The sequence below is a fragment of the Streptomyces sp. NPDC005791 genome, assembly GCF_042871485.1.
Lineage (GTDB): Bacteria > Actinomycetota > Actinomycetes > Streptomycetales > Streptomycetaceae > Streptomyces.
In genome coordinates, this window is sequence record NZ_JBIAIP010000007.1 from 323638 (window position 1) to 335849 (window position 12212).

A 12212-nucleotide genomic window follows, 5' to 3' on the forward strand; every position below is an offset into this window, starting at 1 on the left:
AGAGGGGGACCGCGGTTTCCCGTCGCGCCCTCCATGCGGGCGGACGATCGGCTCTTCACCGGGCCGTCACGGGCACCCGCTACCCTGGGCCGTCACCGGGGGCGGTCCGTGCGCCTCCTCACCTCACCTCGGGGGATCTTGCACGATGCTCAGGGCCCTGATCTTTCTCCTGCCTCTGGCGCTGACGATCTTCGCGTTCATCGACTGTCTGAACACCCCGGAGGACGAGGTCAAGCACCTGCCGAAGGTGGCCTGGGTGTTCATCATCCTGCTGTTCTGGATCGTCGGGCCGATCGTCTGGCTGGCCGCCGGCAGGACGCGCACCGTGCCGGGCGGTGGCCGCACCCCTTCGGAGTGGCACCGCAGGCACCGCACCACCTGGGTGGCACCCGACGACAATCCGGACTTCCTGAAGTCGCTGAAGGACGAGAACAAGAAGGACGAGTCCGTCCTCAAGGACTGGGAGGCGGACCTCCGCCGCCGCGAGGAGGAGATCAAGCGCCGGGAGGACGGCGCCGGTCCCGAGGACACGGCCCCGCCGGCCACGTCATGAATCCCGCCACGTCATGAATCAGGTCGTGCGCCACGTCGTGGCGTCATGACGACAGCAGGCGCCCCAGCCGGTCGAGCAGGGGCAGCAGGGCGGTGCGCTCCTCGGGGCTGAGGGCCTCCAGCGCGCCGTGCACCACGCGCATCTCCCCGCGGATGCGATGCGCCAGCTCGGTGCCCTCCGCGGTGCGGGAGGCCACCTTGGAGCGGCGGTCGCCGGGCGCCGGGGTGCGCGTCACCAGGCCGCGGGCCTCCATACGACCGATGAGGCCGGTGGCGTTGGACGCGTCGCACACCAGATGACCGGCCAGCGCGCTCATGGGCATGGGCTCGTTGAGGGCGATCAGCGCCCGCGCCTGGGAGGTACTGAGACCGTGCCGGCCGGCGACGGCGGTGAGGTCGTCGTGATGGCCACGGACGACGACTGCGAGGGGTTCCAGCAGTTCGTCCGGAGTAGGGACGGCGCGGGGTGCCGGTTCCGTCGTCATGGTCGGTCATCCTTCGATCCGTGAGCGGCGTCCGGAGGTCCGGACTCCGTCCGCCACGCACCGCAGTTATTTGACATGCTCAACTTTAGCCCGTTACATGAAGGGTATTGCTTGAGCATATCAAGCTTCATGTTCCGCGCGTCTTCGTCCCGCGTCTCGTAGGGAGCCCCCCATGCCCTCCGTACTCTTCGTCCTCACCGGTGCCGACCACTGGACCCTCAACGACGGCACCACCCACCCCACCGGCTTCTGGGCCGAGGAACTCGCCGCCCCGCACCGCGTCTTCACCCAGGCCGGCTTCGACATCACCGTCGCCACGCCCGGCGGGGTCGCCCCCACCGTGGACGGCGCCAGCCTCGCCGCCGAGGCCAACGGGGGCCAGGAGCAGGCCGACGCCGTGGCCTCGTACCTCGCCTCGATCGACGAGACGCTCCGCATCCCCGCCCGGCTCGAGGACGTCGTGCCCACGTCGTACGACATCGTCTTCTACCCCGGTGGCCACGGCCCGATGGAGGACCTGGCCGTCAGCGAGGTGTCCGGCCGGCTGCTCACCCAGGCCCTGGACTCCGGCACCCAGGTGGGCGTCCTGTGCCACGCCCCCGCCGCCCTGCTGCCCGCCCGCCGCGAGGACGGCAGCTGGCCGTTCGCCGGCTACCGCATGACCGGCTTCAGCAACGCCGAGGAGACCCAGGCCGGCCTGGCCGCCAAGGCGCCCTGGCTGCTGGAGAACCGTCTCGTCGAGCTCGGCGCCGACTACGCCGCCGCCGACCCGTGGGCGGTGCACACCGTGCACGACCGCAACCTGCACACCGGCCAGAACCCGGCCTCCTCCGAGCGGCTGGCCCGCGAGATCGTGGCCGCACTGTGAGCACCGTCGACACCCTGAGGGAAACCCCGGCCGAGGTCGTCGCCCGGCTCCGTGCCGCCTTCCGGACCGGCCGCACCAGGGACCTCGCCTGGCGTACGGACCGGCTGACGCGCCTGCGCGCCCTGCTCACCGAACGGGGTGACGACCTGGCCGAGGCGCTCCACGCCGACCTCGGCAAGAGCCGCAAGGAGGCCTACCGGACCGAGATCGACTTCACGGTCCGCGAGATCGACCACACCCTGGAGCGGCTGGAGGGCTGGCTGAAGCCCGAGCCCGCCCCCGTACCGGCGGTGCTCGCGGGGGCCACCGCGCACACCGTGCAGGACCCGCTCGGCGTCGTCCTCGTCATCGCGCCCTGGAACTACCCGGTGCAGCTGCTGCTCGCGCCGGTCGTCGGCGCGCTGGCCGCCGGCAACACCGTGGTGGCGAAGCCCAGCGAGCTGGCACCCACCACCTCCGCCGCCCTGGCCCGGCTGCTGCCGGAGTACCTGGACACCGACACGCTCACCGTGGTGGAGGGCGCGGTCCCGGAGACCACCGCCCTGCTCGCCGAGCGCTTCGACCACATCTTCTACACCGGCAACGGCACGGTCGGCCGGATCGTGATGGCCGCCGCGGCCAAGCACCTCACGCCGGTGACCCTCGAACTGGGCGGCAAGTCGCCCGCGTTCGTGGACCGCGACACCGACCTGAGGACCGTGGCCTCCCGGCTGGTGTCCGGGAAGTTCCTCAACACCGGCCAGACGTGCGTCGCCCCCGACTACGTCCTCACCGATCCGGAGACCGCCCCGGCCCTGACGGACGCGCTCGCCGCGGCGGTCGAGGAACGGTTCGGGCAGGACCCGTCCACCAGCCCGGACTACGGCAGGATCGTCAACGAGCGCCACTTCGACCGGCTGGTCGGCCTGCTGGACTCCGGCCGTACGGTGACGGGTGGCACCCACGACCGGGGCGAGAAGTACATCGCTCCGACCGTGCTGGCCGATGTCGCCCCGGACTCCCCCGTGATGCGGGAGGAGATCTTCGGCCCGGTGCTGCCGGTCATCACCGTGGACGGGCTCGACGAGGCCATCGGCTTCATCAACGACCGTGACAAGCCCCTGGCGCTGTACGCGTTCACGCAGTCCCCCGCCGTGCGCGAGCGGCTGCTGACCGAGACCTCGTCGGGCGGGGTCGGCATGGGCCTGCCGCTGGCCCATCTGACCGTGTCGGACCTGCCGTTCGGCGGCGTCGGCGAGAGCGGCATGGGCCGTTACCACGGCCGGTACTCCCTGGAGACGTTCAGCCACCGCAAGGCGGTCCTGGACACCCCGCTGGGCTGATGTCCGTACATGCCGCGAGGGCGCGACCGCTTCGGTGCGGTCGCGCCCTCGCGGCTGTAGCGGTCAGACCCCGGCGTAGGAGTGCTTGCCGGTGACGAAGATGTTCACGCCGTAGTAGTTGAAGAGCCAGCAGCCGAAGGCGACGAGCGCCAGGTAGGCGGCCTTGCGGCCCTTCCAGCCGGCCGTCGCGCGGGCGTGCAGGTAGGCGGCGTACGCGACCCAGGTGATGAAGGACCAGACCTCCTTGGGGTCCCAGCCCCAGTAGCGGCCCCAGGCGTCGCCCGCCCAGATCGCGCCCGCGATGATCGTGAACGTCCACAGCGGGAAGACGGCGGCGTTGATGCGGTACGAGAACGTGTCCAGGGTCTTCGCGGCGGGCAGCCGCTCCAGCACCGAGGTCGCGAACTTCCCGGGCGTGATCCCGTTGGCCAGCTTGTTCTCGTAGCTGTCGCGGAAGAGGTAGAGCAGGGTGCCGACAGCACCGAGGTAGAAGACCGCGCCGCACAGGATGGCGGTGGAGACGTGGATCCACAGCCAGTAGGAGTGCAGCGCCGGCACCAGCTGGTCGCTGTCGGTGTAGAGCCAGGTGGTGGCGATTCCGAGGTCCAGCAGGACGGTGGTCACCAGCACCAGGCCGATCCAGCGGACGTTCTTCCTCAGAGCCAGCAGGACGAGGTACGCGCCGACGGCCACCGTGGAGAAGGTGATCGAGAACTCGTACATGTTGCCCCAGGGGGCCCGCTGCACCGACAGGGCGCGCGCGACGACCCCGGCCGCCTGGACGGCGAAGGCGACGACGGTCAGCGAGACCGCGATACGTCCCCACAGGTCGCCCTTGAAGGTGCCGCCCGCGGCGCCGGGGCCGTCCGGGACGTCACGCGTCCCGGCGGCGGACCGGGTGATGACCTCGGGGCGGTCCAGCACGGCGGTGCCGCCCCGCTGCGCGACCCGCGCCTTCACCGTGGAGCTGCCGGCGGCCCCGTCCGCCTTGAGCGCGGCGGCCGTGCGGCCGACCTTGCTGCGGCTGCCGAGCACCCACTCCGCGATGTGTGCGAAGAAGGCCAGCATGTAGACGGCCATCGACGAATAGATCAGCGTGTTGCTGGCATTCGCCAGGTTCTCGTTGGTTGCGGCGGCGAGATTCACTTCTCAGCCCCTTCGGCAGGCTCTTCGGAGGGTTGTTCGGGCTCGGGTTCGGGTGCGGTGGGCGCCACGGTGTGGAGCGCGATCGCGAGATCGCCCAGTTCCTCGGGGAGTTTCGCGGACTCGCTGCGCCCCAGACCGGCCATCTCGACGACGGTGACGCCGTCCGGCCCCTTCACGGCCCGCACCCACACACGGCGGCGCTGGATGAAGAGCGAACCGGCGAGGCCGGCGATGGCGGCGACGGCGCCGGTCAGGGCCCAGCCGCTGGCGGGCTGGCGGGTGATCTGGAAGCTGGCCCACTCCTCGACGCTCTCGAAGGTGATCGAACCCGCGCCGTCGGGGAGCTTCATGGTCTCGCCGGGGCGCAGCCGCTTCTTGAGCTGGTCCCCGTTGCTGTCCTTGAACTCCTTCATCTTGGACGTGTCGAGCTGGTACACGTTCTGCGGCAGCCCGGAGTCGACGCCCAGGCTGCCGTGGTAGCCGTTGAGCGCGAGGACCGGGTAGTCGAGGCCGGGGTACTGCGAGAACATCGTGCCCTGGCCGTCACCCGCGAACGTCGGTACGAAGAAGGCCTGGAAGCCGAGCTGGTCCTTCTGACCGTTCTCGTCCTTGTAGCCGTCCATCACCTTGATCGCACCGGTCGAGGTGACGTTGTTGTCGATGGGCAGCAGGGGCACGGCGTTCCTGTAGACCTCCTTGCCCTTGCCGTCCTTGACCGAGATGACCGGTGCGTAGCCGTGGGCGTTGAGGTAGACCTTCGTACCGTCGACGACGAGCGGCTTGTTGACCTGGACGACCTTCTTCTTCGCCGTCCCGTCCGCGCCCTCGGTGTACGTCACCCTGGCCTCGTAGGTCCGGGGTGTACCGCGCTGGGGGCCGCTGCGCTCGTACGTGCCGACGAAGTCCTGGAGGTCGAAGCTGAAGGGGGTGAGGTCGTCGTTGTCGAAGAGCGAGCCGGACTTGAAGTCGTCGTACTGGGTGAGGGTGTTGGAGAACCCGTCCCCCTCGACGACGAGCTTGCCGCCCTCGGACTTGAAGAGCTGCCCAGCGGCGAACGCGACCAGCATGACGATCAGCGCGATGTGGAACAGCAGGTTGCCGGTCTCGCGCAGATAGCCCTTCTCCGCGGACACGGCGTCGCCCACCACGTGCGAGCGGAAACGCCTCTTGCGCAGGATGCCGAGGGCGGCCTCGCGGACCTCGTCGGGCCCGGCGTCGGTGCGCCAGGTGGTGTAGGCGGGCAGCCGGGTCAGCGTCCTGGGCGCGCCGGGCGGCCTGCCGCGCAGCTGTCCGACGAACTGCGCGGTGCGCGGGACGATGCAGCCGATCAGCGAGACGAACAGCAGGATGTAGATCGCGGAGAACCACACCGAGCTGTAGACGTCGAAGAGCTGCAGCTTCTCGTAGATCGGGGTGACGGTGGTGTGGGCCTCCTTGAAGGTCTGCACCTTCAGTTCGTCCACGCTGTTCTGCGGGATCAGCGATCCGGGGATGGCGCCGAGCGACAACAGGAAGAGCAGGATCAGGGCGACCCGCATCGAGGTGAGCTGCCGCCAGAACCAGCGGGCCCATCCGACGACGCCCATGGCGGGCACGGCGTTGGCGGACTCCTCCCGCGGGGCGGTGGAGAGCTGTTCCCCGGCCTGGCCGAGGTCGCGCTCGTCCGTGGTGTTCGTGTTGCTCATCAAAACTCAGATCCCCACAGTGAAGCCGTTGGACCAGACCTGCATCTCCTGGATGAGCACGTCCCAGGCGCCCGTCAGCAGGAGTATCCCGGTCACGATCATCATGCCGCCGCCGATCCGCATGACCCAGACGTAGTGGCGCTTGACCCAGCCGAACGCGCCGAGCGCCTTGCGGAAGGCGACGGCCGCCAGGACGAAGGGGACACCGAGCCCGAGGCAGTACGCCACGGACAGGATCGCCCCGCGGCCCGCGGTCGCCTGGTCGAACGCGAGCGCGTTGACGGAGGCGAGCGTCGGGCCGAGGCACGGGGTCCAGCCGATCCCGAAGAGGGCGCCGAGCAGCGGCGCGCCGGCCAGTCCGGTCACCGGGCGCTTGTGGATGCGGAACTCGCGCTGCGTCATCCAGGGCATGAGGCCCATGAAGAAGATCCCCATGAGGATCATCAGCACGCCGAGGACCTTGGAGAGCGTCCCGCCGTACTCCTGCAGTGTCTGGCCGAAGAAGCCGAAGAGGGCGCCGCCCGACACGAAGACGACCGTGAACCCGAGGACGAAGAGCGAGGCACCCGCGACGGTCCTGCCCCGCCGGCTGTCGGCCAGGTCGGTGCCGCTGACGCCGGTGACGTAGCTGAGGTAGCCGGGCACCAGGGGCAGGACGCACGGCGAGAAGAAGGAGACGAGACCGCCGAGCAGGGCGATGGGCAACGCCAGCAGGAGGGCCCCGTTGAGGACCGTCTCGTTTCCGCCGGTGACCGCGGCCGTCTCGATCACCGGAGTCACTTCTCCGCGATCAGCGGGTCGATCATCTTCCGCAGCTTCTCCGCGTCGAGGGCGGCGAGCGTGCGGGCGGCGAGCTTCCCGTCCCGGTCGATGACCACGGTCGACGGGATGGCCTGGGGGTTGAGCGTGCCCTTCGGGAAGCGCAGGAGGAGCTTTCCGGTCGGGTCGTAGATGCTCGGGTAGGTGACTCCGAAGTCCTTCTCGAAGTTGACCGCGAGGGACTTCTGGGGGTCCCGGGTGTTGATCCCGACGAACTGGACGCCCTGGTCCGCGGTCTCCTGCGACACCTTCTGGAAGTGCTTGGCCTCGGCGCGGCAGGGGCCGCACCAGGATCCCCAGAAGTTCAGGACGACGACCTTGCCCTGGTAGTCGGTGACGTCGAGCGCCTTGCCGTCCAGGGTCGGGCCGTCGAGCTTCGGCGCGTCCGTGCGGTCGCCCTTGGGGACGGTGGAGACGCCACCGCTGCCGGTGACGAAGTTCGTGTTGCCGCCACCGCCGGCCTTGGTGCCGCCGCTGCATGCGGACAGGACCAGGACACCGGCCACGGCCGTGGCGGCGAGCAGGGTGAAGCGGCGTCGGGGTGCGCGGCCAGAGCTCATGTGAAAAGTTTCGCATGGCAGTTCCACGGATCTTGGGCACCCCCCTCGGTGCCCGTAAAGCCCCTTGTCAGGCTTGTTTAAAGAAGGTGTTCCAGCCTCCTTCGGGAGACTGCCCCACCTGGAGCGTACGCAGCTTCTCGAGCACCGCCGGATCCTGTACGTCGAGCCAGTCGACGAACTGCCGGAAGGAGACGAGGCGCACATCGGGCTTGCCCGCGATGTAGGTGAGCGCGTCCTCGACGGCGTCCATATAGATGCCGCCGTTCCACTCCTCGAAGTGGTTGCCGATGGAGAAGGGGGCGCGGTTCGTCTCGTAGGCGCGGTCGAATCCGGAGATGTACGCCTCGGTGGCCTGGGTGCGCCACCCCGGATAGCGCGAGGGCATTCCGTTGGTCGAGTTCTTCGACTGGTTGGCGAGGATGTTGTAGTCCATGGAGAGGACTTCGAAGCTGTGGCCGGGAAACGGAATTCCCTGCAGCGGGAGGTCCCAGACGCCTTGGCGCTTCTCGGGCCACATCTGACGGCCGCCGGGCGAACTCGCGTCGTAGCGCCAGCCCAGCTGCTTCGCGGTGGGCAGGAGATTGTCCTGGCCGAGCAGGCAGGGGGTGCGCCCACCGACCAGTTCCTTGCGGTAGTCGAACGGCAGCGGGTCGAGGTCGTCCCAGCCGGTGTTCGTCCGCCATTCGGTGACGAACGAGACGGCCTGGTCGATCTCGCTCTGCCATTGCGCGGGCGTCCAGTCGCCGACCGATCCGGAACCGGCGCAGAAGTGCCCGTTGAAATGGGTGCCGATCTCGTGCCCGTCGAGCCAGGCCTGGCGTACGTACTTCAGGGTCTGCTTGACGTGGTCGTCGGTGAGATAGCCGATGTCGGAGGCGCCCCGGGGGTTGTTGGGCGGTCGGTAGAGGGACTTCTTCGACTCGGGGAGCACATAGAGCCCGGAGAGGAAGAAGGTCATCGCCGCGTCGTGTTCCTCGGCCAGTTCGAGAAAACGCGGAAAGAGCCCGTTGCCGACCTCTCCCGCCCCGTCCCAGGAAAAGATCACGAACTGCGGCGGCGTCTGGCCGGGTTCGAGCGGGACGGGGGCGGCGGGCTGTTTCGGCTGTTTACCGGTGTCCGCCGTGGATCCGTCGCCGATCAGCCTGATCTGCTTTCCGGGAGCGCCTCCGCCGTTCCCGTGCGTCCCTTTACCGCCCTCGGGGCTCTTCTCGGGATCAGCTCCGCCGCTGTCCGAGGGGCCGGAGGAGCCGCAGCCGGTCATCGACAGTGCGGCTGCGGCTCCGAGTCCGGCCCCGAGCAGGCCCCTCCGGTTGAATTCACGCATAGCGTCCCCATCTGCGGTCGTATTACCTCATTGCCATACAAACTGGCGATGGCTTAGATGAGGAAAACAACACGACGGTTCCGCTGATAATCATAAAAGTTGTTACGTACAGGGACCCTTACGGACACCGCACGCGACCTGCGGAACGGCGGGGCACGCGGGGTTGCAGGCGCCCCGCACACGCGGCGTACGAGCGGCGAACGGGGTCGTGCGGGGAAGTTACGCCCCGAACGCCTTGGACTTGCCCTTGACCGGCTTCGCGCCCGCGAGCAGGTGCGGCGGCACCAGGTCCCGGGCGGGCTCGGTGTACCCGACGGAGACGATCTCGTCGCCCCGGTAGGTGAAGGTCGTCAGCGAGGCCAGTGTGCACTGCCGCTTGCGCGGGTCGTGCCACAGCCTGCGCCGCTCCACGAAGCTCCGCACGATCCAGATCGGCAGCTGGTGGCTGACGCAGACCGCCTCGCGCCCCCGGGCGGCGTCGCGCGCCGCGTCCAGGGCGCCCATCATCCGTACGACCTGCTCGATGTACGGCTCACCCCAGGACGGTTTGAAGGGGTTGGTGAGGTGTTTCCAGTTCTCGGGCCTGCGCAGCGCGCCGTCGCCCACCCCGAAGGTCTTGCCCTCGAAGACGTTGGCGGCCTCGATGAGGCGCCCGTCGGTGGCCAGGTCCACGCTGTGCGAACGCGCGATCGGCAGGGCCGTCTCCTGGGCGCGCTCCAGCGGAGAGGCCACGACGTACGTGATGTCGCGCTTCTCCAGGTGCTCGGCGACCCGGTCGGCCATCCGGCGGCCGAGGTCGGACAGGCTGTAGCCGGCGCGGCGCCCGTAGAGCACGCCGTCCGGGTTGTGCACCTCACCGTGGCGCATCAGGTGGACGACGGTGATGTCGTTCTCCGTCCGCCCGCTCATGCCGTGGCCTCCGACGCGGCGCGGGCTGCGGCGGGCAGCGCCGCGGCGATCCGCTCCAGAGCCGTCGCGTCATGGGCGGTGGAGACGAACCAGGACTCGAAGGCGGACGGCGGCAGATACACGCCCTGCTCCAGCATCGAGTGGAAGAACGCGGTGAAGCGGAAAGCTTCCTGCTTCTTCGCGTCCTCGTAGTTCCGGACGGGCTCGTCGGTGAAGAACACGGAGAACATGTTGCTCGCCGCCGACACCGTGTGCGCGACACCCGCCTCGGTGAACGCCTCGCCGACCAGTGCGCGCAGCTCCGCGGAGACCGCGTCCACCTTCGCGTACGCCGCGTCGTCGAGCAGCCGCAGCTGAGCGAGGCCGGCGGCGGTCGCGACCGGGTTCCCGGAAAGGGTGCCCGCCTGGTAGACGGGACCGGCGGGGGCCAGGTGGGCCATCACGTCGGCCCGGCCGCCGAAGGCGGCGGCGGGGAAGCCACCACCCATGACCTTGCCGAAGGTCATCAGGTCGGGCCGCACCCCGTCGATGCCGTACCAGCCGGCCTTCGACGTACGGAATCCGGTCATCACCTCGTCGGAGATGTACAGCGCGCCGTTGGCCGCGCAGATCTCCTTCAGTCCGGCGTTGAAGCCGTCCAGCGGCGGCACGACGCCCATGTTGCCCGGCGACGCCTCGGTGATCACGCAGGCGATCTCACCCGGCTGCGCGGCGAACGCGGCCCGCACGGCCTCCAGGTCGTTGTACGGCAGCACGATCGTGTCGCCCGCCTGGGCGCCGGTCACGCCGGGCGTGTCGGGCAGACCGAAGGTGGCCACCCCGGAGCCGGCGGCGGCCAGCAGCGCGTCGACGTGCCCGTGGTAGCAGCCGGCGAACTTCACGACCTTGGCGCGCCCCGTGAAGCCACGGGCGAGCCGGATCGCGGACATGGTCGCCTCGGTGCCGGACGACACCAGCCGCACCTGCTCCACGGGCTCGATCCGGGCCACGATCTCCTCGGCGAGCGCGACCTCGCCCTCACCCGGCGTACCGAAGGAGGTACCCCGGGCGACGGCGTCCTGGACGGCCGCGGTGACGTCGGGGTGCGCGTGGCCGAGGATCATCGGCCCCCACGAACACACGAGGTCGACATACTCACGGCCGTCGGCGTCGGTGAGGTACGGACCCGTACCGGACACCATGAACCGGGGCGTACCGCCCACGGCCCGGAAGGCACGCACGGGGGAGTTCACGCCGCCGGGCGTCACGTGGGACGCACGGTCGAAAAGCGTCTGCGAAACTGGGGCTTCGTATGAATACGCCACTTTGGTCCTGATCTGCGATTCGGGATTCGGGGGGGCCTGGCCGGAATTCCCGGCCGCCGGTGAGCAGGGAGCGCGCTCTCCCGTATGAGGCTCGTACAACGAAAGGGCGTCAGTCTCCTCGCGTCTGCAAAACTGGGGCGTCATAGGGAAGGCTCACACATGCCATGGTGTCAGAGGCATCGGCGGTCTTGCGGACAGGTGTTTCACCGCACGCCCGTGGGGGAGGTCACTGACGATGATCGGGTTGCGCGGCGGGGCTGTGTCTCCTAAGAAGTAGTCGGGTGGATGAGATATGCATCGCGGTGGCGGAGTGGGCGAAGGGACCGACGACCTGGGGCCCGAGCCTGCCCGGCGAGGGCGGCACCGGCGCAAGGCGGAACGCGAGGCCGAGCGTGTGCGTGACGCGCCGGCCGGGGGTGTCGACGGGTCGGGGAGCAGGAGCAGTGGACGGGTGGGGGTGACCTACAAGTACTTCGGTGCGCCTGACGGGGCCACCGCCGCACGTGTGCCCATTTCCATGCGCCCCGAGGAGCTGGGCGGCGACGAGCTGGGCATGGGCGGCATGTTCACCAAGATCAAGCCCGAGACGGTGGCGGCCATGGTCCTCACCGGCATACAGGGCATACCCCTGAACGCGGTGCCTCCCCTGGAGCTGGTCGTGCTCCACCCCGACTACGCGGTGGTCAAGCTGCCGATGACGGTGGTCGACCCGCTCCGGGACGTGGGCGAGGAATCGGTCGGCGCGGCGGCCTTCATCTGGTCCACGGTCCCGGACCGCGGCGGCCCGCGCGACGCGTACAACGTCTACCAACTGCTCCACGAGTGGCAGGACTTCTCGCACCGGCTGCACGACGCGGGACACCAGGCGTACTGCCTGGTGTGGCCCTGACACGGAGGGCGGCGCGCGTGCCGCGCTCCCGCCGTGGAGGCCACGGCACATGAGGGCGGACGCACCGCGGGTGACCGTGGAGGCCCCGGACGGCGGCCGAGGTGCGCCGACTCGACGGGCCCGCACGCCGTGCCGCACGCCCGGCGGAGGCACGACGAGGCCGGTGTGCGGCTGGTGGCGGCGGGGCCGCTGACGACGGGCGTGCGCAGGCTCTTCGAGGTCTCGGGCACCCTCGGCGCCTTCGGCTCCGCGGCCGCGGCACCGACATGCTGACCAGCGCGTAGGGACGCCTCAGGACCGCCTTCCACCCGCTCGGACCCCCGGCGAGCGTGTGACGGGAGTCATGCCG

The 12212-nt window shown here is 69.6% G+C and carries 13 protein-coding genes; 5 read left to right on the plus strand and 8 right to left on the minus strand.

Going from position 1 to position 12212, the window contains the following annotated elements:
* Window positions 1-145: 145 nt before the first annotated feature.
* Window positions 146-553: a PLD nuclease N-terminal domain-containing protein gene (locus ACFYSH_RS16810; protein WP_359470272.1), complete on the plus strand. Its 408-nt coding sequence runs from the start codon at window positions 146-148 to the stop codon at window positions 551-553.
* A 43-nt stretch (window positions 554-596) separates the two neighbouring features.
* Here the strand turns inward: ACFYSH_RS16810 and ACFYSH_RS16815 are convergent, their stop codons facing one another.
* On the minus strand, window positions 597-1037 hold the full coding sequence (locus ACFYSH_RS16815) for a MarR family transcriptional regulator (protein WP_359470274.1): 441 nt from the start codon (window positions 1035-1037) through the stop codon (window positions 597-599).
* Window positions 1038-1209: 172 nt separating this feature from the next.
* On the opposite strand from ACFYSH_RS16815, the gene ACFYSH_RS16820 reads away from it, so the two are divergent.
* Window positions 1210-1905, plus strand: coding sequence for a type 1 glutamine amidotransferase domain-containing protein (locus tag ACFYSH_RS16820; RefSeq protein ID WP_359470276.1), 696 nt, complete (start codon window positions 1210-1212; stop codon window positions 1903-1905).
* Entirely contained in the window at window positions 1902-3227 is a 1326-nt protein-coding gene (locus ACFYSH_RS16825; protein WP_359470279.1) for an aldehyde dehydrogenase family protein, read from the plus strand. Before ACFYSH_RS16820 ends, ACFYSH_RS16825 begins: the two co-directional genes overlap by 4 nt.
* Window positions 3228-3290: 63 nt before the next feature.
* On the opposite strand, the gene ccsB is transcribed toward ACFYSH_RS16825, so the two are convergent.
* The 7 genes from ccsB to hemL form a co-directional block, all read right to left on the minus strand.
* Entirely contained in the window at window positions 3291-4373 is a 1083-nt protein-coding gene (gene ccsB, locus ACFYSH_RS16830) for a c-type cytochrome biogenesis protein CcsB (RefSeq protein ID WP_388753224.1), read from the minus strand.
* Window positions 4370-6058: a cytochrome c biogenesis protein ResB gene (locus tag ACFYSH_RS16835; RefSeq protein ID WP_388753227.1), complete on the minus strand. Its 1689-nt coding sequence runs from the start codon at window positions 6056-6058 to the stop codon at window positions 4370-4372. Before ACFYSH_RS16835 ends, ccsB begins: the two co-directional genes overlap by 4 nt.
* A gap of 6 nt (window positions 6059-6064) precedes the next feature.
* A complete protein-coding gene (locus tag ACFYSH_RS16840) occupies window positions 6065-6829 on the minus strand; it encodes a cytochrome c biogenesis CcdA family protein (protein ID WP_388753230.1) in 765 nt (254 codons plus the stop codon).
* A 5-nt stretch (window positions 6830-6834) separates the two neighbouring features.
* Entirely contained in the window at window positions 6835-7437 is a 603-nt protein-coding gene (locus ACFYSH_RS16845) for a TlpA family protein disulfide reductase (protein WP_388753233.1), read from the minus strand.
* A gap of 67 nt (window positions 7438-7504) precedes the next feature.
* Window positions 7505-8761 (minus strand): hypothetical protein, encoded by a 1257-nt coding sequence (locus ACFYSH_RS16850; RefSeq protein ID WP_388753236.1) that lies wholly within the window; start codon window positions 8759-8761, stop codon window positions 7505-7507.
* Between the two features lie 219 nt (window positions 8762-8980).
* Window positions 8981-9670 (minus strand): histidine phosphatase family protein, encoded by a 690-nt coding sequence (locus ACFYSH_RS16855; protein WP_388753239.1) that lies wholly within the window; start codon window positions 9668-9670, stop codon window positions 8981-8983.
* On the minus strand, window positions 9667-10974 hold the full coding sequence (hemL, locus tag ACFYSH_RS16860) for a glutamate-1-semialdehyde 2,1-aminomutase (RefSeq protein WP_359470298.1): 1308 nt from the start codon (window positions 10972-10974) through the stop codon (window positions 9667-9669). The genes ACFYSH_RS16855 and hemL overlap by 4 nt, the downstream gene beginning before the upstream one ends.
* Before the next feature lie 292 nt (window positions 10975-11266).
* Here hemL and ACFYSH_RS16865 point away from each other — a divergent pair, with 292 nt between their 5' ends.
* Both ACFYSH_RS16865 and ACFYSH_RS16870 read left to right on the plus strand, forming a co-directional pair.
* Entirely contained in the window at window positions 11267-11863 is a 597-nt protein-coding gene (locus tag ACFYSH_RS16865; protein ID WP_388753242.1) for a hypothetical protein, read from the plus strand.
* A 33-nt stretch (window positions 11864-11896) separates the two neighbouring features.
* The gene (locus ACFYSH_RS16870) at window positions 11897-12136 is read left to right on the plus strand and encodes a hypothetical protein (protein WP_388753244.1); all 240 of its coding nucleotides are present in this window, start codon (window positions 11897-11899) and stop codon (window positions 12134-12136) included.
* The last annotated feature ends 76 nt before the right edge of the window (window positions 12137-12212 follow it).

Coding starts and splice junctions, on each gene's coding strand:
- ACFYSH_RS16810 (WP_359470272.1), top strand. CDS start 146: ATGCTCAGGGCCCTGATCTTTCTCCTGCCTCTGGCGCTGACGATCTTC.
- ACFYSH_RS16845 (WP_388753233.1), bottom strand. CDS start 7,437: ATGAGCTCTGGCCGCGCACCCCGACGCCGCTTCACCCTGCTCGCCGCC.
- ACFYSH_RS16850 (WP_388753236.1), bottom strand. CDS start 8,761: ATGCGTGAATTCAACCGGAGGGGCCTGCTCGGGGCCGGACTCGGAGCC.
- ACFYSH_RS16835 (WP_388753227.1), bottom strand. CDS start 6,058: ATGAGCAACACGAACACCACGGACGAGCGCGACCTCGGCCAGGCCGGG.
- ACFYSH_RS16865 (WP_388753242.1), top strand. CDS start 11,267: ATGCATCGCGGTGGCGGAGTGGGCGAAGGGACCGACGACCTGGGGCCC.
- ACFYSH_RS16815 (WP_359470274.1), bottom strand. CDS start 1,037: ATGACGACGGAACCGGCACCCCGCGCCGTCCCTACTCCGGACGAACTG.
- ACFYSH_RS16820 (WP_359470276.1), top strand. CDS start 1,210: ATGCCCTCCGTACTCTTCGTCCTCACCGGTGCCGACCACTGGACCCTC.
- ACFYSH_RS16855 (WP_388753239.1), bottom strand. CDS start 9,670: ATGAGCGGGCGGACGGAGAACGACATCACCGTCGTCCACCTGATGCGC.